This is a genomic window from Amycolatopsis alba DSM 44262 (genome assembly GCF_000384215.1).
GTDB classification, from domain to species: domain Bacteria; phylum Actinomycetota; class Actinomycetes; order Mycobacteriales; family Pseudonocardiaceae; genus Amycolatopsis; species Amycolatopsis alba.
Map to the genome: position 1 here is coordinate 9,587,713 of NZ_KB913032.1, position 20,121 is coordinate 9,607,833.

18 protein-coding genes are annotated in these 20,121 nt (G+C 69.4%); 4 read left to right on the top strand and 14 right to left on the bottom strand.

Going from position 1 to position 20,121, the window contains the following annotated elements; genetic code table 11:
* Positions 1-34 precede the first annotated feature (34 nt).
* The 10 genes from AMYAL_RS0144250 to AMYAL_RS0144295 form a co-directional block, all read right to left on the bottom strand.
* Positions 35-2,290 carry a polyribonucleotide nucleotidyltransferase gene (locus AMYAL_RS0144250; RefSeq protein ID WP_020637740.1) on the bottom strand — a complete coding sequence of 752 codons (2,256 nt, stop codon included), beginning with the start codon at positions 2,288-2,290 and terminating at the stop codon, positions 35-37.
* 231 nt (positions 2,291-2,521) lie between these two features.
* Positions 2,522-2,791: a 30S ribosomal protein S15 gene (gene rpsO, locus AMYAL_RS0144255; RefSeq protein WP_003084034.1), complete on the bottom strand. Its 270-nt coding sequence runs from the start codon at positions 2,789-2,791 to the stop codon at positions 2,522-2,524.
* A 128-nt stretch (positions 2,792-2,919) separates the two neighbouring features.
* Complete coding sequence (gene thpR, locus AMYAL_RS0144260; RefSeq protein WP_020637741.1) at positions 2,920-3,429, bottom strand: RNA 2',3'-cyclic phosphodiesterase; 510 nt, start codon at positions 3,427-3,429, stop codon at positions 2,920-2,922.
* A gap of 2 nt (positions 3,430-3,431) precedes the next feature.
* Entirely contained in the window at positions 3,432-3,911 is a 480-nt protein-coding gene (locus AMYAL_RS0144265; protein WP_020637742.1) for a helix-turn-helix domain-containing protein, read from the bottom strand.
* Between the two features lie 114 nt (positions 3,912-4,025).
* Positions 4,026-4,988 carry a bifunctional riboflavin kinase/FAD synthetase gene (locus tag AMYAL_RS0144270; protein ID WP_084702285.1) on the bottom strand — a complete coding sequence of 321 codons (963 nt, stop codon included), beginning with the start codon at positions 4,986-4,988 and terminating at the stop codon, positions 4,026-4,028.
* A 37-nt stretch (positions 4,989-5,025) separates the two neighbouring features.
* Entirely contained in the window at positions 5,026-5,949 is a 924-nt protein-coding gene (gene truB, locus AMYAL_RS0144275; RefSeq protein ID WP_020637744.1) for a tRNA pseudouridine(55) synthase TruB, read from the bottom strand.
* A gap of 29 nt (positions 5,950-5,978) precedes the next feature.
* A complete protein-coding gene (locus tag AMYAL_RS0144280) occupies positions 5,979-7,289 on the bottom strand; it encodes an MFS transporter (RefSeq protein ID WP_020637745.1) in 1,311 nt (436 codons plus the stop codon).
* Positions 7,290-7,420: 131 nt separating this feature from the next.
* Positions 7,421-8,749: an MATE family efflux transporter gene (locus tag AMYAL_RS0144285; protein WP_039795035.1), complete on the bottom strand. Its 1,329-nt coding sequence runs from the start codon at positions 8,747-8,749 to the stop codon at positions 7,421-7,423.
* A 44-nt stretch (positions 8,750-8,793) separates the two neighbouring features.
* The gene (locus tag AMYAL_RS0144290; RefSeq protein ID WP_020637747.1) at positions 8,794-9,975 is read right to left on the bottom strand and encodes a preprotein translocase subunit SecY; all 1,182 of its coding nucleotides are present in this window, start codon (positions 9,973-9,975) and stop codon (positions 8,794-8,796) included.
* A gap of 56 nt (positions 9,976-10,031) precedes the next feature.
* Complete coding sequence (locus tag AMYAL_RS0144295; RefSeq protein WP_020637748.1) at positions 10,032-11,027, bottom strand: DHH family phosphoesterase; 996 nt, start codon at positions 11,025-11,027, stop codon at positions 10,032-10,034.
* A 40-nt stretch (positions 11,028-11,067) separates the two neighbouring features.
* On the opposite strand from AMYAL_RS0144295, the gene AMYAL_RS0144300 reads away from it, so the two are divergent.
* The 4 genes from AMYAL_RS0144300 to AMYAL_RS0144320 all read left to right on the top strand — a co-directional run bounded on the left by AMYAL_RS0144300 (position 11,068) and on the right by AMYAL_RS0144320 (position 15,061).
* Positions 11,068-12,111, top strand: coding sequence for a TRM11 family SAM-dependent methyltransferase (locus AMYAL_RS0144300; protein ID WP_020637749.1), 1,044 nt, complete (start codon positions 11,068-11,070; stop codon positions 12,109-12,111).
* Between the two features lie 288 nt (positions 12,112-12,399).
* The gene (locus AMYAL_RS0144310; RefSeq protein WP_020637751.1) at positions 12,400-13,338 is read left to right on the top strand and encodes an amino acid ABC transporter permease; all 939 of its coding nucleotides are present in this window, start codon (positions 12,400-12,402) and stop codon (positions 13,336-13,338) included.
* Positions 13,335-14,102, top strand: a complete 768-nt coding sequence (locus AMYAL_RS0144315; protein ID WP_020637752.1) for an amino acid ABC transporter ATP-binding protein — start codon at positions 13,335-13,337, stop codon at positions 14,100-14,102. The genes AMYAL_RS0144310 and AMYAL_RS0144315 overlap by 4 nt, the downstream gene beginning before the upstream one ends.
* An 11-nt stretch (positions 14,103-14,113) precedes the next feature.
* Positions 14,114-15,061, top strand: a complete 948-nt coding sequence (locus AMYAL_RS0144320; RefSeq protein WP_039795036.1) for an ABC transporter substrate-binding protein — start codon at positions 14,114-14,116, stop codon at positions 15,059-15,061.
* 182 nt (positions 15,062-15,243) lie between these two features.
* On the opposite strand, the gene AMYAL_RS0144325 is transcribed toward AMYAL_RS0144320, so the two are convergent.
* The 4 genes from AMYAL_RS0144325 to infB form a co-directional block, all read right to left on the bottom strand.
* Positions 15,244-16,110, bottom strand: a complete 867-nt coding sequence (locus tag AMYAL_RS0144325; RefSeq protein ID WP_020637754.1) for an alpha/beta hydrolase — start codon at positions 16,108-16,110, stop codon at positions 15,244-15,246.
* Positions 16,091-16,567, bottom strand: coding sequence for a 30S ribosome-binding factor RbfA (gene rbfA, locus AMYAL_RS0144330; protein ID WP_020637755.1), 477 nt, complete (start codon positions 16,565-16,567; stop codon positions 16,091-16,093). Before rbfA ends, AMYAL_RS0144325 begins: the two co-directional genes overlap by 20 nt.
* A 25-nt stretch (positions 16,568-16,592) precedes the next feature.
* Positions 16,593-16,886, bottom strand: coding sequence for a DUF503 domain-containing protein (locus AMYAL_RS0144335; RefSeq protein WP_020637756.1), 294 nt, complete (start codon positions 16,884-16,886; stop codon positions 16,593-16,595).
* Positions 16,887-16,962: 76 nt separating this feature from the next.
* A complete protein-coding gene (infB, locus tag AMYAL_RS0144340; RefSeq protein WP_020637757.1) occupies positions 16,963-19,977 on the bottom strand; it encodes a translation initiation factor IF-2 in 3,015 nt (1,004 codons plus the stop codon).
* Between the last annotated feature and the right edge of the window lie 144 nt (positions 19,978-20,121).

Genomic DNA, 20,121 nt, shown 5'->3' on the forward strand with positions numbered 1-20,121 from the left:
TTCACGGCGTTTCACATCGGTTAAGCAGGACTGCTTACGCGTCGGCCTTCGGAGCGTCGGCCTTGTCAGCCTCGGCCTCGGCGGGCTTCTCGGCGGCGTCCTCTTCCTTGACCACGATCAGGCTGATCTTGCCGCGGTTGTCGATGTCGGCGATCTCGACGCGGAGCTTGTCGCCCACGTTGACCACGTCCTCGACCTTGGCGATCCGCTTGCCGTTGCCCAGCTTCGAGATGTGCACCAGGCCGTCCTTGCCCGGCAGCAGCGAGACGAACGCGCCGAACGCGGCCGTCTTCACCACGGTGCCGAGGAAGCGCTCGCCGACCTTGGGCAGCTGCGGGTTGGCGATGGCGTTGATCTTGTCGATCGCCGCCTCCGCCGACGGGCCGTCGGCCGCACCAACGTAGATCGTGCCGTCGTCCTCGATGGAGATGTCGGCGCCGGTCTCCTCGGTGATCGAGTTGATCATCTTGCCCTTCGGGCCGATGACCTCGCCGATCTTGTCCACCGGGATCTTCACGCTGGTGACGCGCGGGGCGTACGGGCTCATCTCGTCCGGGCCGTCGATCGCCTCGGCGATGACCTCCAGGATGGTGAGGCGAGCGTCCTTCGCCTGCTTCAGCGCGGCCGCGAGGACCTCCGACGGGATGCCGTCGAGCTTCGTGTCGAGCTGCAGCGCGGTGATGATGTCCTTGGTGCCGGCGACCTTGAAGTCCATGTCGCCCATGGCGTCCTCGGCACCGAGGATGTCGGTCAGCGCGACGTAGCGGGTCTCACCGTCGACCTCGTCGGAGATGAGGCCCATGGCGATGCCGGCGACCGGCGCCTTCAGCGGGACACCCGCGTTCAGCAGGCCCATGGTCGACGCGCAGACCGAGCCCATCGAGGTGGAGCCGTTGGAGCCCAGCGCCTCGGAGACCTGGCGGATCGCGTACGGGAACTCGTCCCGCTTCGGCAGGACCGGGACCAGGGCGCGCTCGGCGAGCATGCCGTGGCCGATCTCGCGCCGCTTCGGCGAACCGACGCGGCCGGTCTCGCCGGTGGAGAACGGCGGGAAGTTGTAGTGGTGCAGGTACCGCTTCGTGGTCTCCGGGGAGAGCGAGTCGATCTGCTGCTCCATGCGGAGCATGTTCAGCGTGGTGACGCCCAGGATCTGGGTCTCACCGCGCTCGAACAGCGCGGAACCGTGCGCCCGCGGGATCACGGCGACCTCGGCGGCGAGCGACCGGATGTCGGTCAGGCCGCGGCCGTCCATGCGGATCTTGTCCGTGAGGACGCGCTTGCGCATGATCTTCTTCGACAGGGCCTTGAACGCCGCGCCGATTTCCTTCTCGCGGCCCTGGAAGGCTTCGCCCTCGCCCAGGCCGACCTTCTCCAGCACCGCGGCCTTGACCTGGTCGGTCGCGTTGTCACGGTCCTGCTTGCCCGCGATGGTCAGGGCGTTCGCGAGGTCGTCGGTCGCGATGGCGGCGACGGCGTCGAACGCGTCCTGCTCGTAGGCCAGGAAGACCGGGAACTCGCCGGTCGGCTTGGCGGCGAGCTCGGCCAGCTGCTGCTGGGCCTCGCACAGGACCTTGATGAACGGCTTCGCGGCCTCGAGGCCCTCGGCAACGGCGATCTCGTCCGGCGCCTTGCCACCGTCGGCGATCAGGTCGAGCGTGCGCTCGGTGCCCTCGGCCTCGACCATCATGATCGCGACGTCGTCACCGACGATACGGCCGGCGACCACCATGTTGAAGGTGGCGTCTTCCAGCTGCTTCCAGGTCGGGAACGCGACCCACTGGCCCTCGATCAGCGCGACGCGGACGCCGCCGACCGGGCCCGAGAACGGCAGGCCGGCGATCTGGGTCGAGGCCGAGGCCGCGTTGATCGCGAGCACGTCGTACGGGTCGTCCGGGTTGAGGCTCTGGACGGTGATGACGACCTGGATCTCGTTGCGGAGACCGTCGGCGAACGACGGGCGCAGCGGCCGGTCGATCAGGCGGCAGGTCAGGATCGCGTCGGTCGACGGGCGACCTTCGCGACGGAAGAACGCGCCGGGGATGCGTCCGGCGGCGTACATCCGCTCCTCGACGTCCACGGTCAGCGGGAAGAAGTCGAAGTGGTCCTTCGGGTGCTTCGACGCGGTGGTCGCCGAGAGCAGCATGGTCTCTTCGTCGAGGTACGCGACGACGGCGCCGGCGGCCTGACGGGCCAGGCGGCCGGTCTCGAAGCGGACGGTGCGGGTGCCGAAACGGCCGTTGTCGATCACGGCTTCGGTTTCGTGCACGGTGACTCCGGTGGAGTCGGTCATAGGGTGTATCTCCTCTTTTGATCCTCTGTAACGGCGCGAGTCTCCCACCCTGGGACCTGTTTCGCCTGCGGACGCTCGAGGAGTGAGGCCGGTCTTCGATCGAAGCTCACGGGCCGTTGCCCGTGAACCACTACCGAGGACCGGCGGACGGTTCCTCGTGCGCGCTCGCGCCGCGTGTTTTCTTAAGCCGAGGGGGAGCGGCCGGTGTGGTCACTCCCCCTCGGGTTCAAGCTATCGGCGCAGGCCGAGACGCTGGATCAGCGCACGGTAACGCTCGATGTCCACCTTCATCACGTAGTTCAGCAGCCGGCGGCGGCGGCCGACCAGCAGCAGAAGCCCGCGACGGGAGTGGTGGTCGTGCTTGTGAGCCTTGAGGTGCTCGGTGAGGCCGACGATGCGCTTGGTCAGCAGCGCGACCTGGGCCTCCGGGGATCCGGTGTCCGAGTCGTGCACGCCGTACTCGGCAAGGATCGACTTCTTCTCTTCGGTGGACAAAGCCACAGTGGTGCTCCTAGATGTTCTGTGCCGTGCGGCCCGGACGATGCTTCACGCCGGGTGAGACGGTCACGGCCGCCACGGACTGCAGCCGGACCCAATCATCGAGGTTACCAGCCCCGTGATCAGCGGCTTCAGGCGCGGGCGTGGTTCAACGCGTACGACCGGATCACCCGGTAGCGCGAACTGCCTTGCTCTCGTTCACTGCTCATCAGAACGGCTTCGGTCGCCGTCCAAGTCTCACTGGTGAACCCGGCCAGCCGCTCCTCCCACGCGCTCGCGGCTGCAGGCCGGTCGCGGGGGAAGCGGGCCAGTGTCAGGTGGGCCACGTACGGCCTGCCCTCACTCCCCGCGCCTGCCTTCTCGGCCAGCTCGTGGAGCCCGGTTCCGAGAACACTCAACCACAGGAGCCCCGGAAATGTCGCGGCCTTTTCCAGCCGGAGGTCGATCGCTTCCGCACCGGCCAGCCGTCCGGCGAGCCATTCGCCGCGCCCGGCCGCGTCGTCCGCGCCGTAGAAACCGAGGGTGACGTGCCAGTTCTCGCGCGCTGACCAGCGGAAATCGCCCTCCTCGGGCGTGCCCAGCGCGGTGGCGACCTCGTCGAGGACGCTGTCAGGCGGGACCAGCGCACTGAAAAGCGGCATCGTCAGGCGTTCTTGGCGGCCCGGCGCAGCAGGTCCGCCAGAGACGGGAAATCGTCGTCGAGCAGCTTCGCGGCTTCGGTGAGGTCTTCGTCCTCGCCGATGTCCCGCAGCGCCACGAGCACACCCTGGTCGTCGGCGACGGCACCGACCGGGATGCTGTCCCGGCCCACCGTCGGCCGCGAATCGCGGACGTCCTCCAGCGCCTCCTGCATGGCCTTGCGGTCCCCCGCGGCGACCGCCGGGACCAGGACCTTGCGCTCCAGCATGATCATCTTGGCGAGGACGACCGGGTTGCCGATCTTCGCCCGCCGTCCGCTCATCACCTGGCTGAGCATGGGCGCGCTGATGCCGAGGACCTCGGCGAGGAAGGCCTGGGAGATGTCGAAGGCGACGACCAGTCTCCGCACCCGATCGCCGAGCGGCTCCCCATACCACTCCTTCTGCAGCGCGATGTTCCGCTGGACGATCTTGTGGTCCTCCACCTGGTCCGCTCCCCTAACCCCTCGAACGCCCTGCGCGGTCCGTGACATCTTGCCACCGAAGCGCACTGTGACGGGTGTGTTTGTAGATTCTCGTCCGGCTCCGTCCGGGGCCGGTCAGTCCTGCCCGTCCAGCAGCTGCCTGGTCCGCGTGACGTCCTCGTCGATCTGCTTCACCAGACCTTCCGACGTCGGGAAACGGACCTGATCACGCAGCTTGGCGACGAAATCGAGCGCGACGTGCTGCCCGTAGAAATCCTCGTCGATGTCGAGTACGAAGGCCTCGACGGTGCGCTCCCGCCCCGAGAACGTCGGATTGGTACCGACCGACACCGCCGCGCGCAGCCGGCCGCCAGGATCCGACGAACGGGTGAACCAGGCGGCATAGACACCGTCGGCGGGCACGGCCGCGAACCGCGGCGTCGACAGGTTCGCCGTCGGGTAGCCGAGGTCGTGCCCCCGGCCGTCGCCCCGGACGACGATGCCCTCCAGCCGGTGCGGCCTGCCGAGCGCCTCGGACGCCGCGATGACGTCCCCGGCGTCGATGCACGAGCGGACGTAGGTCGAGGAGAAGGTGATCTCGTTCTCCGTCTGCTCCTGCGCCAGCAGGCCTTGCAGTTCCGCGCCGAACGCCACGAAGCCGAACCGTTTCCCCAAGGTGCGAAGGAGACTGACATCACCGGCGGCCTTCGCGCCGAAGGTGAAGTTCTCCCCCACGATCACCGCGGCCGCGTGAAGTTTGTCCACCAGGACCTCGTGCACGAACTCGTGCGCCGTCAGCCGTGACAGTTCGAGGGTGAACGGCAGCACGCAGAAGACGTCGACACCCAGGCCCTCGACCAGTTCCGCCTTGCGGCGCAACGTGGTCAGCTGCGCGGGATGGCTGCCCGGCCGGATCACCTCCGAGGGATGCGGGTCGAAGGTCAGCACCACACTCGGCACGCCGCGTTCGGCGGCGGCGCGGACCGTCCTCGAGATCAGCTCCCGATGCCCGCGGTGCACGCCGTCGAAGACGCCGATCGTCACCACGCACCGTCCCCAGCTACCGGGAAGGTCACCCAAACCACGCCAACGCTGCACTTGTGCCCCGTCTCCTCCAGCCCGCTTGTGCACCACCCTAGGCGGGCAGCAGCACGACCACCGACCGGGCCACTCCGCCCTCGTCCGCGGCGAGCGCGAGCACCCGGCCGTCCGGTCCGAACATCCCGTAGGTGCCCTCGATCCCGGCCGCGGGCACCCTCTGTCCATATCGGACCGCCTGCGCCGTGCGGGCGTCCAGATCGCGGCGCGGGAACGCGGCGGCGACGGCGGCGTCGAGGTCGAGCGACAGCTCCGGCTTGTCTTCGAGCTGGTCGAGCGTGCGGGCCTTGGCGAGGGTGAACGGGCCGACCGTGGTGCGCCGCAACGCGAGCAGGTGCCCGCCGACACCGAGCCCGGCGCCGAGATCGCGGGCCAGCGCCCGGACGTAGGTGCCCGATGAACATTCGACGACGGCATCGAGTTCGATCCGGCCCGCCTCGCGGCGGGTGGCGAGCAGATCGAAGCGGTGCACGGTGACCGGGCGCGGCGGGATCACGACCTCTTCGCCTGCCCGGACGCGGGCGTACGCGCGTTTGCCGTCGATCTTGACCGCGCTGACCGCGCTCGGCACCTGCTGGATGTCGCCGGTCAACGCGGCGATCCCGGCGGCGATCCCGGCGTCGGTGACCTTCTCGACGGCGTCCGGGGCGGCTTCGGCGATCGGGTCGCCCTCGGCGTCGTCGGTCGTGGTCGACAGTCCCAAAGAGAGGGTCGCGAGGTAGGTCTTGCGGTCCAGGGCCAGATGGCCGAGGAGTTTCGTCGCGCGTTCGATGCCGAGCACGAGGACACCGGTGGCCATCGGGTCGAGGGTGCCGGCGTGCCCGACCTTGCGGGTGCCCATGAAGCGGCGCGCCTTGGCGACGACGTCGTGGGAGGTCATCCCGGACGGCTTGTCGACGATGACGAGACCGGGCGGCGGGGCGGGACGTTTCTTGGCAGGAGCCTGATTGGGGCGCGACACGGGCCGAACCCTATCTTTCGCGCCCTCGCCTAGGACGAGACGGGCAGCGGCGCTACGGCGTCCCACCGGCGGCGCCGGATCTGCACCGGGATCCGCTCGCCGCGGGCCTCGGCCTCGAACAGCGCGGCGCGGGTGCGCCGCCACCACACGAGCATCCGGAAGGTGCCGAAAGCGAGCACCGCGATCACGGACAGCAGCGCCAGGCGGAACGCGCCGCCGGTCCATTCCAGCAGCACGCCGACCGCGAGCGCGGAGATCGTCGTGGCCACGAACCCGCCGACGTTCACGACACCGGTCGCGGTGCCGACACGCGAGAGCGGGTTGTAGTCCCGTGCCAGCGCGAAGCCGATCATCGACGCGGGGCCGCCGAGGGAAAGGAAGGCGAACGCGGGGACCAGGACCGCGACCGGGGTCGTCCCGCCCCAGCCGAGCAGGACCGCCCACATCACCGCGGCGCCGCCGATGTACCCGCCGACGAGCGGCATCCGCAGCGACGGGCGCCGTCCGATCAGGCCGCCGACGAACGGGCCGCCGATCATCGAGCCGAACACGAACACGATCAGCAGCGAACTCGCGGTGGACTTCGGGTAGCCCTGTCCCTGCACCAGGAACGGGACACCCCACAGCATGGTCAGCACGTTGGGCGCGAACATCGTGCTGAAGTGGACCCAGAAGCCCAGCCGGGTCCCCGGCGTCCGCCACGCCTCGGCGACCTGGCGGCCGAGCACCTTCGGGTGCACCTTTCCGCGCACGGGCTCCGGCTCGCCGGGCGGCGTGTCCTTGACGCGAAGGGCGACGACGGCGGCGTACAGCGCCGTCACCAGGCCGACGGCGAGGAACGTCGGGGTCCAGCCGGGACCGTCGAGCAGCAGGCCGAGCGGGACGGTCGCGGCGAGGTTGCCGACGTACCCGATGGCGCCGGTCAGCGCGGCGAGCAGGGCGTACTGGCGGCCGGGGAAATGCGCGGCGATCAGCCGCATGATGCTCACGAAGGTCAGCGCGTCACCGAAGCCGACGACGGCGCGGGCGGCCAGGCCGAGCGGATACGAATCGGCGATCGCGAGCAGGATCTGGCCGAGCCCGAGGAAGAACACGGCGGCGGTGAGCACCCGGCGCGGGCCGTAGCGGTCGACGAGCACGCCGGTGGGGATCTGCATCGCGGCGTACACACCGACCTGCAGGACGGTGAACGTGCCGAGCGCGGCCGCGCCGACGCCGAAGCGGTCGGCGGCCTGCAGCCCGGCGACGCCGAACGACGTCCGGTGGAAGACGGCGAGGAGGTAGACGGTGACGGCGGCGAACCAGATGAACCAGGACCGGCGGGTGGCTCGGCCAGTCACAGTGTTTCCTCCTCGAGAACGGTTTCGGGCAAAGAGTGACGCCCGCGCTGCCGCCTCATATAGTTGTAGCTCCTAAGCAACGGCGAAACATACCCGTTACACGGGTGGTTTTCACCACAGCACGGGCCGCCTCAGGCCGCGCGGACGGCGCCTTCCACGGCCCACCGGCCCGAGCGCCACCGCACCAGCAGGGTCGCCAGCCGCAACAGCATGAACAGCGAGAGCCCGGTCCAGATCCCGGCCAGCCCCCACCCGAACGCGAGCGACAACCAGATCAGCGGCAGGAACCCCAGCGCCGCGCTCAGCAATGTCGCGTTGCGCAGGAAAGCGGCGTCGCCCGCGCCGAGCAGGACACCGTCCAGCGCGAACACCACCCCCGCGATCGGCTGCAACGCCACGAAGAACCACCACGCGTGCGGGATCTCACCGAGTACGGCCGCGTCCGAGGTGAACACCTGCGGCAGCACCCCGGCCAGCGAGGCGAACACGACACCGAGGAAGCAGCCGAAGATCAGCCCGTAGCCGGTGATCTGGCTCGACAACCCCCGCGCCCGTTTGCTCGCCCCGGCGCCGAGGGCGGCCCCCACGAGCGACTGCGCGGCGATCGCGAGCGAGTCCAGCACCAGCGCGAGGAACGTCCACAGCTGCAACACGACCTGATGCGCGCCGACGGCCTCGGTGGACGTCCGCGCGGCGACCGCGGCGGCGGAGACGAAGCACGCTTGGAAGGCGAGGCTGCGCACCACGAGATCCCGGCCGAGGCCGAGCTGGGCCCGCATCACCTTCGGCTCCGGGCGCAGCGGGACCCGCTCCCGCACCAGGGCCACGATGAACAGCGACGCCGAGATCACCTGCGCGACGACATTCGCGATCGCCGAACCTTCCAGCCCCCAGCCCGCGCCGTACACCAGCACCGGGCACAGCACGGCCGAGATCCCGTTGCCCGCCAGGACATAGCGCAACGGTTTCGCGGAATCCTGCACGCCGCGCATCCAGCCGTTGCCCGCCATCGTGATCAGGATGAACGGCGTCCCGAACAACGCGATCCGCAGCCAGGAGACGGCGGCGTCGGTGATCGCGGCGTCCCCGGAGAGGACCCGCGCGATGGGCGCGGCCAGCAGCTGCCCGGCGACGATCACGACCAGCCCGACGATCACCGCGAGCCAGGTCGCCTGGACGCCTTCGCGGACCGCCTCGCCGCGACGTCCGGCGCCGTGCAGCCGGGCCGTCCGCGACGTGGTGCCGTAGGAGAGGAACGTCAGCTGGCTCGACACCTGCGACAGCACGACACCGCCGACGGCGAGCCCGGCCAGCGGCAACGCGCCGAGATGCCCGACGACGGCCGTGTCCACCAGGACGTACAGCGGTTCGGCCGCGAGGACGCCGAGCGCGGGCACGGCGAGACCGAGGACGCGTTTCGGCGGGACGCGCTCGTCGGGTTCGGAAACTTCAGGCACCAGCGCAGACTAGACGTCTGGTACGACAGTCCCAGTCGCCGGGAAGATCACCGGAGGAACGGCCCGTACTCCTTCCGCAGGCGCAGCGCGTCGAACTGCCGCGCGGTGTCGAGCGTGACACTGACGAGGAACACGAGGACGACCAGCAGGGCGACACCCGCGAAGGGAAGCCTCGGATTCACGTCCAGCAAGGCCAGGCCGATGGCCGGGATCAGCGCCACCACCCCGGAGCAGAGCGCGCCGAAGGCGATGACCCGGCGGTTCACGTAGTCGAGGTATTCGGCGGTCCATGGTCCGGGCCGGATCCCCGGCACGAAGCCACCCACCCGCACGAGCTCGCCCGCCACCTTGTCCATGTCCTGCGACAAGGCCGCTCTGATGAACGCGAAGGCACAGACGAGGACGAAGTAGACCGCGATCCGCCAGGGGTTGCCCTCGTCGCCCAGCCAGCCCACGCCGGGCCAGAGCGACGGCAAGGACAGCAGCGCCGCGGCGAGGACGGCCGGGCTGTTCGCCTGGGGGAACCGAAGGGGGATGTAGGTCGGGGCCCCGCCGTAGGCGCGCACACCGATCATCCGCTTGGCGTACTGCACGGGGACACGGCGTTGGCCCTGCGCGAGGACGACCGTGAGCACCGCGATCGACAGCGCCACCACGGCCATGACCACGACCGCGGCCCAGCCCTTCGTTCCGTACAGGCGCAGGAACTCCGCCGGCAGTACCGCCAGGACCTGCGCGAGCAGCAGGATCCGGACGCCGTCGCCGAATCCCCGGTCGGTGATCACCTCGGTCAGCCGCAGGACCAGTGCGGCGCCCGCCGTCAGGCACGCCACGGCCACAACGCTGTGGAGGACCTCCAGGCCGCGGAAGGTGACCACGGCGATGGCCCCCGGCAAGCCGAGTACGACGGTGAGCCGTCGCTGATACCGCAGCAGCGCACGGGCACCGGCTTCGCCTTCGGTCCGGAGCGCGGCCAGCCGCGGGATCAGGACGATCAGCGTCCGCAGGACAGGCAAGGCGACCAGGCTGGGAAGGACGCCGAACGCGAACACCGGCAGGGTGGCCAGGCCACCGCCGGTGGCCAGGTCGAGGATCCAGCGCAGCGGATGATCGTCTTCGGGCGCGCGGGCGGTCAGGTGGGGAGTCGGCAGGCTCTGACCCAGCCGGAACAGCACGATCACGCCCAGCGTGACCAGGATCCGGCGGCGAAGGGAGGCGTCGGCGTTCATCGCGGATCACGTTAGGAACCGCCGATGAAATTACGATGACACCGCCCGTCACCGGGTCACAGCAGCGGCGCCCTCGACAGGGCCGCCCTCAGCCTGTCGAGCACCTCCCCCGCCGTGCCCTCCGCGGTGCATCCGGCAGCCTGACGATGTCCGCCGCCACCCAGTTCCCCGGCGGCGGCCGAGACATCGACGCCGCCCGCCGAACGGAGCGAGACCGTCCACCGCTGCCCCGGCCCGATCGGTTCGGCTTCCTTGAGCACCACGGCGACCCCGGCCTCACGAGTGGACCGGATGACGTCGATGACCGCTTCGACCTCCTCCGCGCGCACGCTCCGCGCGGCGTCGAGCGTCACGACGGCGTGCGCGAGGCCGAAGCCACGCGCCTCGTCCGGTTCGAGCCGGGCCCCCGCGAGGACGCCCGAGAGCATCGGCAGCCACGCGAACGGGTGGTCCTCGACGATCTCGCGGACCACCTTGTCCGGGTTGACCCCGGCTTCGAGCAGCTTCGCGGCCATCACGTGAGTGGACGGCCGGGCGCGGCGGAAGCCGCTCGTGTCGGTGACGAGCCCCGCGTACAGGCAGCGCGCGATCGGCTCGTCGATCTCGGTGCCGAGCTCTTCCAGCAACGCGAAAACGAGGACGGCCGTCGCTTCGGCGGTGTCGTCGACGACATGCGTCGTCCCGAAGAAGACGTTGGAGGCGTGGTGATCGATCACCAGGACCTCGCCCCCGGCCGCGCGGACGGCGTCCACCCTCGGCGCGAGTTTCCCGAGCCTGCCGGGGGTGGGCGTGTCGAGCGCGACCAGCAGCTGTTCACTCTCCGGCAGCTCGCTCGCGGGGACGTAGAGCCCGCCGACGTCCAGGCTCCGCAGGGTTTCCGGCATCTCTTCCGGCTCGCCGACCGAGACGCGGACCTTGGCGCCCCGCAGCTGCAGTGCCCGGCCCAGTGCCAGCGCACTGCCGAGCGCGTCGGCGTCCGGCCGGACATGGCCGAGCAGGGTCACATCGTTCGCGCGCGCCAGCAGGGCGGCGGCTTCCTTCAGGTTCGGCACTGGAGTCGCTGTCACAATCAATCAAGCTACGCTCTACCGGATGTCCGAGTACGCGATCCTGGTCTACCCGTCCGCCAACCGGGTCTACACCGATTCCACCCCGGCCCTGCTGCGCGCGGAGCTGGCGGTGTTCGGCCTGTCCGCTCTGGAGACCGAGATCTCCGAGATCGGCGAGACGGAACTCGGTGGCGTCAGCTACCTCACCTTCACCACTCCCGCCCCGTTGAGCGAACGCGATCTCGCGCTCCTTTCGAACCTTTCCGCGCTGTACGCGCTGTTCGAACGCGGCGACGGTGTCCTGAAGCCGGTGACGATCAGCCCGCTCGCGAACTTCGACTCGGATCTGCTGACCATCCAGAAGTACCCCGGCAAGACGAACGAGCTGTTCACCAAACTTCTCGTCAACGTCACCCTGCTGTCCACCGCGAATCCCACCGCGATGCTGGACGGGCCGCTGCATCTGCTCGACCCGCTCTGCGGCCGCGGCACCACGCTGAACCAGGCGATGATGTACGGCTTCGACGCGACCGGGCTCGACGTCGACGGCAAGGATTTCGACTCCTACGAGCTGTTCGTCAAGACCTGGCTGAAGCAGAAGCGCATCAAGCACAGCGCCGAATCCGGTCAGGTGCGGCGCAACAAGGTCCGGCTCGGCAGGCGGCTCGACATCGGGTTCGGGATCACCAAGGAGCAGTACAAGGCGGGTGACGTCCGCAAGCTGAGCTACCTCAACTGCGACACGCTCACCACGGACGAACTGCTGCGGCCGAACTCGGTGGACCTCATCGTCACCGACGCCCCGTACGGCGTGCAGCACGGCAGCCACCGCACCCAGGACGCGTCGCTCGCGCGCAGCCCGCGAGACCTGCTCGCGGCCGCTGTCCCGGTGTGGACACGGGTGCTGCGGCCCGGCGGCGCGCTCGGCATCTCCTGGAACACCAACGTCGCGCCGCGCGAGGAACTCGCCGCGATCCTCGACAAGGCGGGACTGGACGTCCGCGAGGACGGCCCGTACGCCGGTTTCGCCCACCGGGTGGACCAGGCGATCGTGCGGGACCTGATCGTCGCCGCCAAGCCTGTCTAGTCCCGCACCTTTCGCCGCCAGGGCGGTTTCGCGTGACTGGACGGACGGCACGTGTGATCAGATGGACGACACACGTGACGGGGTGGACGACACACACGTGCCGGGGTCCGCCACGTGTTTCCAGTATCTGGAACCGGCACCGGCTTCGTTGACCGGAACGGGCAAGCCTTCCTAAAGTCGGCTCGACGAGAAGGAAAGCGGCGATCAATGCCGCGGCGAGGACATTTCCTTTTCGATCTTCCCCGCTTTCGGCGATTCATGCTGCCCATTTCCCGAGACAGGTGCCCTATGACGAGTGATCTGGACGCGCCACCGGCAGCACCTGCCCGGCCGGAGGAGGCGCTGAAGATCGTGCCCGCCCGGCGTCCGCTGACCTGGCTGGCCGCCGCGGCGGTCGCCGTCCTGGTGGCCATGGCCGGACACGCCCTGGTGACCAACCAGGCCTGGGAATGGTCGGTCGTCGCCGACTACGTGTTCGCCGACGCCGTTCTCTCTTCGGTCGTCCTGACGATCGAATTGACCGTGTTCGGCGTGGTCGCGGGATTCTTGCTCGGCACGATTCTCGCCCTCATGCGCATTTCCCGGAATCCGCTCCTACGGTCTGTCAGCTGGACTTATACCTGGATCTTCCGGTCGGTGCCACTCATTCTCCAGCTGCTTTTCTGGTACAACCTCGCCATTCTCTACAACCAGCTTTCCTTCGGCGTCCCGTTCGGCCCGTCGTTCGTCTCGTTCGACACGATGAGCCTGATCCCGCCGTTCCTCGCCGCCGGGCTCGGCCTCGGCCTGCACCAGGCCGCCTACTCCGGGGAGATCGTGCGCGCCGGGCTCCTCTCCGTCGATCAGGGACAGCGGGAGGCGGCCGCGGCGCTGGGCATCCCGGCGAGCAGGCAGTTCCGCAGGATCGTGCTGCCGCAAGCGATGCGCTCGATCGTGCCGAACGCGGCCAACGAGATCATCGGCATGGTCAAGAACACCTCGCAGGTGTACGTGATGGCGCTGCCGGAACTCTTCTACCAGGTCCAGGTGATCTACAGCCGGAGCGGCCGGGTGATCCCGCTGCTGCTGGTGGCCACCGTCTGGTACCTGGTGCTCACCACGCTTCTTTCGATCGCGCAGTTCTACGTCGAACGCCACTACGCCAAGGGCGCGCTGCGCACCGTCCCGCCCACTCCCCTGCAGAAGGCCCGCGCCGGCCTCGCCAAACTGAAGGCGGCTGCCCGATGAGCGAAGACTTCAAGGTCGATGTCCGCGGCGTGCACAAGGCCTTCGGCACGCTGACCGTGCTCGACGGGATCGACCTCCAGGTCCGCACCGGCGAGGTGACCGTGGTGCTGGGCCCGTCCGGCTCCGGCAAGTCCACCCTGCTCCGGCTGATCAACCACCTCGACCGCGCCGACCGCGGCTTCATCAGCGTCGGCGGCGAACTGATGGGCTACCGGCGCTCGGGCGACCGGCTGCACGAACTGCGCGAACGCGAGATCCTCAAGCAGCGCACGAGGATCGGGTTCGTGTTCCAGAACTTCAACCTGTTCGGGCATCTCACGACACTGGAAAACGTCGTCGAGGCACCGATTTCGGCGCAACGCCGGTCTCGCGAGGAGGCGACCGCCCACGCGCGGGACCTGCTCACGCTGGTCGGGCTCGCGGACAAGGCGGACGCCTACCCGCGGCAGCTCTCCGGCGGGCAGCAGCAACGGGTCGCGATCGCCCGCGCGCTCGCGGTGCGCCCCGAAGTCCTGCTGTTCGACGAGCCGACGTCAGCGCTCGACCCGGAACTGGTCGGCGAAGTGCTCGACGTGATCAAGAAACTCGCTCGCGACGGCACCACGATGATCGTCGTCACCCACGAGATCGGCTTCGCCAGGGAAGTGGCGGACACCGTGGTGTTCATGGACGCCGGCCGCGTCGTCGAACACGGCCCGCCCGCCCGGATCCTCGACGCGCCCGAGCATCCCCGCACCAAAGCGTTCCTCGAAAAGGTTCTTTAAGGAGTACCACCGTGAGAAAGCTCTTGTACCCGATCCTGCTCGTGTCCACGGTCGCGCTGGCCGCGTGCGGGACGACCGAGGCCGCGGCCCCCGCCCCGCCTCAGCCGGGGACCTCGGGGATCAACATCACCGCGCAGCAGAACCGGATCCGCGCGCAGAAGGTCGACGCCGTCGCGAATCTGGTGCCGAAAGCGGTGCGCGACACCGGGAAACTGACCGTCGGCACCACCGGCAACGGCACTCCCCCGCTGACGTTCCGCGCCGACGACGACAAGACGGTGATCGGCGTCGAGGTCGACATCGCGCAACTGGTCGCGGACGTGCTGGGGCTGGAACTCGACCTTCAGGCGACGTCCTGGGAGAACCTCTTCCTCTCGGTGGAGACAGGCCAGTACGCGGCCGGGTTCTCCAACATCACGGTGACCGAGGAGCGCAAGGACAAGTACGACTTCGCCACCTACCGCAAGGACACCATCGCCTTCGAAGTCAAGAAGGCCCGTGACGTCACCGTGAAGGAGCCCAAGGACATCGCCGGGCTCAAGGTGGGCGTGGGTTCCGGGACCAACCAGGAGCAGATCCTGGTGCGCTGGGACGAGCAGAACAAGGCGGCGGGCCTGAAACCGGTGGAGTTCCAGTACTTCCAGAACACCACCGACTACTACCTGGCACTGCAGTCCGGCCGGATCGACGCCTACGCGGGCCCCAACCCGACGGCCGCGTATCACGTCGCCGTGGACGGGCAGACGAAGATCGTCGGGTCGGTCTCCGGCGGCGGCCAGATCCCGGCCGACATCGCGGCGATGACCAAGAAGGGCAACGGGCTGGCCGAACCGCTGCGCCAGGCCATCCAGAGCGTGCTCACGAGCGGCCAGTACGCCGAGGTGCTCAAACGCTGGAACCTGGGGAGCGAGGCCGTGGAGGCGTCGCAGATCAACCCGCAAGGCCTCCCGCGCAAGTAGTCACCTCCTTGCGGTGGTCCCACGCGCGCCACGAAGGTCCGGACGAGGGGCAGGACGTGTCGCGAAAGCCACTTTCGCGACGTCTGATGTCCCGAAAGTGGCTTTCGCGACACGGTCACTGGAGGATCTCGAGAGGCGCGCGCTCGGGGCCTCCCCCGCAAGTAGTCACCTACTTGCGGGGGTCAGGCGAGGCGTTCCCCGACGAACTTCATCATCTCGGGCATGATGCCCCGCCAATAGTCTTCGTTGTGCTCGCCGGGGGTCATCCTCGCGACGGCCGGGTCGAGCGCCTTGATGAGTTTGCGGTCGGCGCGGGCGAAGGGATCCGAATTCCCGCACCACACCCCGGTCGACGACGCCGGGAGATCGCCGACGTGCAGCAGCGGCTCATGCGATTCCCACTGCTCCCGATCCGCGAAAACCTTGCGGGACTTGGCATCGGGCCAGCTCACGAACAGCGCGGCACTCGCGACGGCGACGGCTTTCAGGTTCTTGTGCTCGCGGGCGTAGCGCAACGTACCGAACCCGCCCATCGAGATCCCGAACATCGCCGACGGCGGCCGCAGCTGGCGCTTGGCGAGCCAGCCGGGCAGTTCCTCGGACAGCATCCGCTGCGGGTCGTCGCCCTTGCCGACGTCCACCCAGTAGTCGGCCCCGTCGACGGAGGCCACCGCGAAGGCGGGCAGCCCGGCCGCGACGACTTGGTTCAGCGCGTTCTGCACGCCGAGGTCCAGGAACGTCCGGGCGTCCGCGCCGCGCCCGTGCAGGGCGACGCAGACCGGCATTCCGACCCGTGACACGCCGTCCGGCGCGATGATGACGAGGTTGACGTCGCGGTTCCGGGCCGCGGACCGCATCTTCTGCACCGTGACCGCTTCGGTGAGCGGGGTCGGGGTGGTCGGTGGGGCCACCGTCGGCGGCCCCACCAAAGGTGCTTTCCCGGCGCCGCAAGCGGAAAGCAGCGCCGAGCCACCGAGAGCCGCGGCTCCCAGCAGCAGGTCACGCCTGTTCAGGGCGTGGCCCGCGTCCTCAGCCCCGCGTCTCCTCATCGGCGAACTCATCGTTTTCGGCCTCTTCCCGTGGCGGCTTGTACGGGTCGGCTTCACCGGCGTGCTGTGCTCCGGTCGCCCGCCGGGCGACCTCCGCATCGGCTTCCCTGGCCTTCGCGAGGAGGTCCTCGATGCGCTTGGCGTCCTCAGGGATGCTGTCGGCCACGAAGGCCAGCGTCGGAGTGTAGCGGACTCCCGTGCCTTGACCGACCTTCGTGCGCAGCACACCACGGGCGGATTCGAGCGCCGCCGCGGCACCGGCGTGATCGGGCGTGGACTCCAGGTTCTCGCCGAGCACCGTGTAATAGACCGTGGCGTCGTGCAGATCCGCCGTGATCTTCGTGTCGGTGATGGTCACGTGGTTGAGCCGCGGATCCTTGATGTCGTGCTCGATCGCGTGCGCGACGATCTGTGAGATCCGCTTGGCGAGCTTGCGAGCCCGAGCGGGGTCGGCCATGGGATTCGTCTCCTCGAAAGATCGATCAGTCATCTGGGCCGAGCAGCCGGCGGCGGGCGGAGAGCAGTTCGAACTCCGGCCTCCCGGCCACGAGGCGCTCACACGAGTCGAGCACGTCACGAACATGCTCGCCACTCGCCGCGACCACGGCCACACCGATCAGCGCACGCCGGTGCAGGTCCTGCTGACCGGCCTCGGCGACGGAGACGTCGAAACGCCTGCGGACCTCGGCCAGCACCGGCTTGATCACGGATCGCTTCTGCTTGAGCGAACGAACGTCGCCCAGCAGGATGTCGAGCTCAAGAGCTCCTACGAACATTTGGGGTTCTGGGTTGTTTCGAAGGTGAAGCGGCGCTCCCCCCGCCCAGATGCGAGGGGAGCGCCGCCCGTGTCACTTACGCACGCGGCTTTTCGCGCTGCTCGTAGGTCTCGATGACGTCGCCGACCTTGAGGTCGCTGTACGACCCCAGCGTCAGACCACACTCGTAACCGTCGCGAACCTCGACCACGTCGTCCTTGAACCGCCGCAGCGAGCTGATCGGCAGGTTCTCGGCGATGACGGTCGCGTCGCGGAGCAGACGGGCCCGCGCGTTGCGGCGGATCTCGCCCGAGATGACGAGACAACCGGCGATGGTGCCGATCTTCGACGACTTGAAGACGTCGCGGATCTCCGCCTTGCCGAGCTCGACCTCTTCGTACTCCGGCTTGAGCATGCCCTTCAGAGCCTGCTCGATCTCCTCGATCGCCTGGTAGATGACCGTGTAGTACCGGACATCGACGCCTTCGCGGGTGGCCCGCTCGGTCGCCTTGCCCTGCGCACGGACGTTGAAGCCCAGGACGATCGCGTCGGACGCGGTCGCCAGGTCGATGTCGGACTCGGTGACGCCACCGACACCGCGGTGGACGACGTTGAGTTCGACGTCGTCGCCGACATCGAGCTGCACCAGGGAGGCTTCGAGCGCCTCGACGGTACCGGAGTTGTCACCCTTGATGATCAGGTTGAGGCTGTTCGTCTCCTTCAAGGCGGAGTCGAGGTCCTCGAGGCTGACCCGCTTGCGACGCGACGCGTTGAGGGCGTTGCGCGTCCGGGCGGAACGGCGCTCGGCGATCTGCCGGGCGACGCGGTCCTCGTCGACCACCAGGAAGGTGTCGCCCGCACCCGGCACCGAGGTGAACCCGATGACCTGGACGGGACGCGACGGGTACGCCTCCGTGACGTCGACGTTGTGCTCGTCGACCATCCGGCGGACGCGGCCGTAGGCGTCACCCGCCACGACCGAGTCACCGACGCGGAGCGTGCCTCGCTGGACCAGCACCGTGGCCACCGGACCGCGGCCGCGGTCGAGGTGGGCCTCGATCGCGACACCCTGTGCCTCCATGGCCGGGTTGGCCCGGAGGTCCAGCGCGGCGTCGGCGGTCAGCAGGATCGCCTCGAGCAGGCCGTCGATGTTGATGTTCTGCCGCGCGGAGATCTCGACGAACATCGTGTCGCCGCCGTACTCCTCGGCGACCAGGCCGTACTCGGTCAGCTGCTGCCGGATCTTGTCCGGGTTCGCGCCTTCCTTGTCGATCTTGTTGATCGCGACCACGATCGGCGCCTTGGCGGCCTGCGCGTGGTTGATCGCCTCGACCGTCTGCGGCATCACACCGTCGTCGGCCGCCACCACGATCACCGCGATGTCGGTCGAGTTCGCACCACGGGCACGCATGGCGGTGAACGCCTCGTGACCGGGGGTGTCGATGAAGGTGATCAGACGCGGGTTGCCCTCAAGCTCGGTCTCGATCTGGTAGGCGCCGATGTGCTGGGTGATGCCACCGGCTTCACCTTCGCGCACCTTCGTCTTGCGGATCGTGTCGAGCAGGCGGGTCTTACCGTGGTCGACGTGACCCATGATGGTCACGACCGGCGGCCGGACCTGCAGGTCTTCTTCCTCACCCGCGTCTTCGCCGTAGGTGATGTCGAAGGTCTCGAGCAGCTCCCGGTCCTCTTCCTCGGGACTGACGACCTGAACGTTGTAGTTCATTTCGCCGCCGAGCAGTTCCAGGATGTCGTCCGACACCGACTGCGTCGCCGTGACCATCTCACCGAGGTGGAAGAGCACCTGCACCAGCGAAGCCGGGTTGGCGTCGATCTTCTCGGCGAAGTCGGTCAGCGAGGCACCACGCGGCAGCCGGATCGTCTCGCCCTGGCCCTTGGGCAGGCGGACGCCGCCGACGCTGGGCGCCTGCATGTTGTCCATGTATTCCTGGCGCTTCTGCCGCTTCGACTTGCGGCCCTTGCGCGAGGGACCACCGGGACGCCCGAAGGCACCCGCGGTACCGCCACGGCCACCGGGGCCGCCACGACCGCCGCCGCCGCGGAAACCGCCGCCACCGGCCGGGGCACCGCCGCCGCCACCGGGGCCACCGCCACCGGGACGGAAACCGCCGCCGCCGCCACCGCCGGGACGGAAGCCGCCACCGCCGCCACCGCCACCGGGACCGCCGCGGAAACCTCCGCCGCCGCCACCGGGACCGCCACGAGCGCCGCCACCGGGGCCACCACGGGCTCCGCCGCCGGGTCCACCACGGCCGCCACCGGGACCACCGGCCGGACGGGCCGGACGGCCCGGCATCATGCCGGGGTTCGGGCGCGGGGGCATGTTGCCGGGGTTCGGGCGGTTACCGCCGGGAGCGCCGCCACCGGGCCGCGGGGCCGGACGGTCGCCGCCCTGCCCGCCACCGGGACGCGGCGGACGGTTGTCGCCGCCTTGCTGGTTGCCGCCGCCGGGACGCGGCCCCGACGGACGCGGCGCCGGGGCGCCGGAACCCACACCGAACGGGTTGTTGCCGACACGCGGGGTGCGCGGGCCGGGCTTCGGGCCGGCGGGCTTGGGGCCCTGCGGCTTCGGCGGCACGACCGAACCCTGCGACGGCGCCTGGGACGCCGGCGGGGTGGCCGGTGCTGCCGGGGTCTCCTGCTTGGGCTCGGCCGGAGCGGCCTTCGCCGCGGGAGCGACCTCTTCCTTGGGCGCCGGCGGCCTGGGGCCGGGGCGCGGGCCGGGGCGGACACCCGGAGTGGCGGGACGGGACGGCTGCTGGGCCGGAGCCGGAGCCGACGGGGCCGGAGCGGACGCCGCGGGGGCGGCCGGGGCCTCGGTCTTCGCCACGGGCGCGGGCTGAGCGGGCTTCGCGGCCGGAGCCGGGGCAGCGGGCTTCGCCGGCGGACGCGGTCCGGGAGTCGGGACGGGCTTCTTGCTCTGGCCGTCCTTGGACGAATAGGCGTCGCGAAGACGTCGGGCCACGGGTGCCTCGACGGTCGACGACGCGGACTTCACGAACTCGCCCTGATCCTTCAACTTGGCGAGAACTTCCTTGCTGGTGATGCCGAGCTCTTTCGCGAGCTCATGTACTCGGGCCTTGCCTGGCACAGCTCTCCTCATCTGGGGAGGCCGGCGGCAGACCCGCAGACCTCGTCCTATTGTCGCGCGTTCATTGATTCAGCTTCACGGCTGACTCATGACGGGTCGACCTGCTTCCTGATTCCAACTGGCACCGGGGATGTCCCGGCGCCT

What these genes read in the sequence shown, in the direction of transcription:
- AMYAL_RS0144250 (WP_020637740.1), bottom strand. Translation starts at nt 2,290, where the DNA reads ATGACCGACTCCACCGGAGTCACCGTGCACGAAACCGAAGCCGTGATC.
- thpR (WP_020637741.1), bottom strand. Translation starts at nt 3,429, where the DNA reads ATGCCGCTTTTCAGTGCGCTGGTCCCGCCTGACAGCGTCCTCGACGAG.
- AMYAL_RS0144290 (WP_020637747.1), bottom strand. Translation starts at nt 9,975, where the DNA reads ATGAACGCCGACGCCTCCCTTCGCCGCCGGATCCTGGTCACGCTGGGC.
- AMYAL_RS0144300 (WP_020637749.1), top strand. Translation starts at nt 11,068, where the DNA reads ATGTCCGAGTACGCGATCCTGGTCTACCCGTCCGCCAACCGGGTCTAC.
- AMYAL_RS0144310 (WP_020637751.1), top strand. Translation starts at nt 12,400, where the DNA reads ATGACGAGTGATCTGGACGCGCCACCGGCAGCACCTGCCCGGCCGGAG.
- AMYAL_RS0144315 (WP_020637752.1), top strand. Translation starts at nt 13,335, where the DNA reads ATGAGCGAAGACTTCAAGGTCGATGTCCGCGGCGTGCACAAGGCCTTC.
- AMYAL_RS0144325 (WP_020637754.1), bottom strand. Translation starts at nt 16,110, where the DNA reads ATGAGGAGACGCGGGGCTGAGGACGCGGGCCACGCCCTGAACAGGCGT.
- rbfA (WP_020637755.1), bottom strand. Translation starts at nt 16,567, where the DNA reads ATGGCCGACCCCGCTCGGGCTCGCAAGCTCGCCAAGCGGATCTCACAG.
- AMYAL_RS0144335 (WP_020637756.1), bottom strand. Translation starts at nt 16,886, where the DNA reads ATGTTCGTAGGAGCTCTTGAGCTCGACATCCTGCTGGGCGACGTTCGT.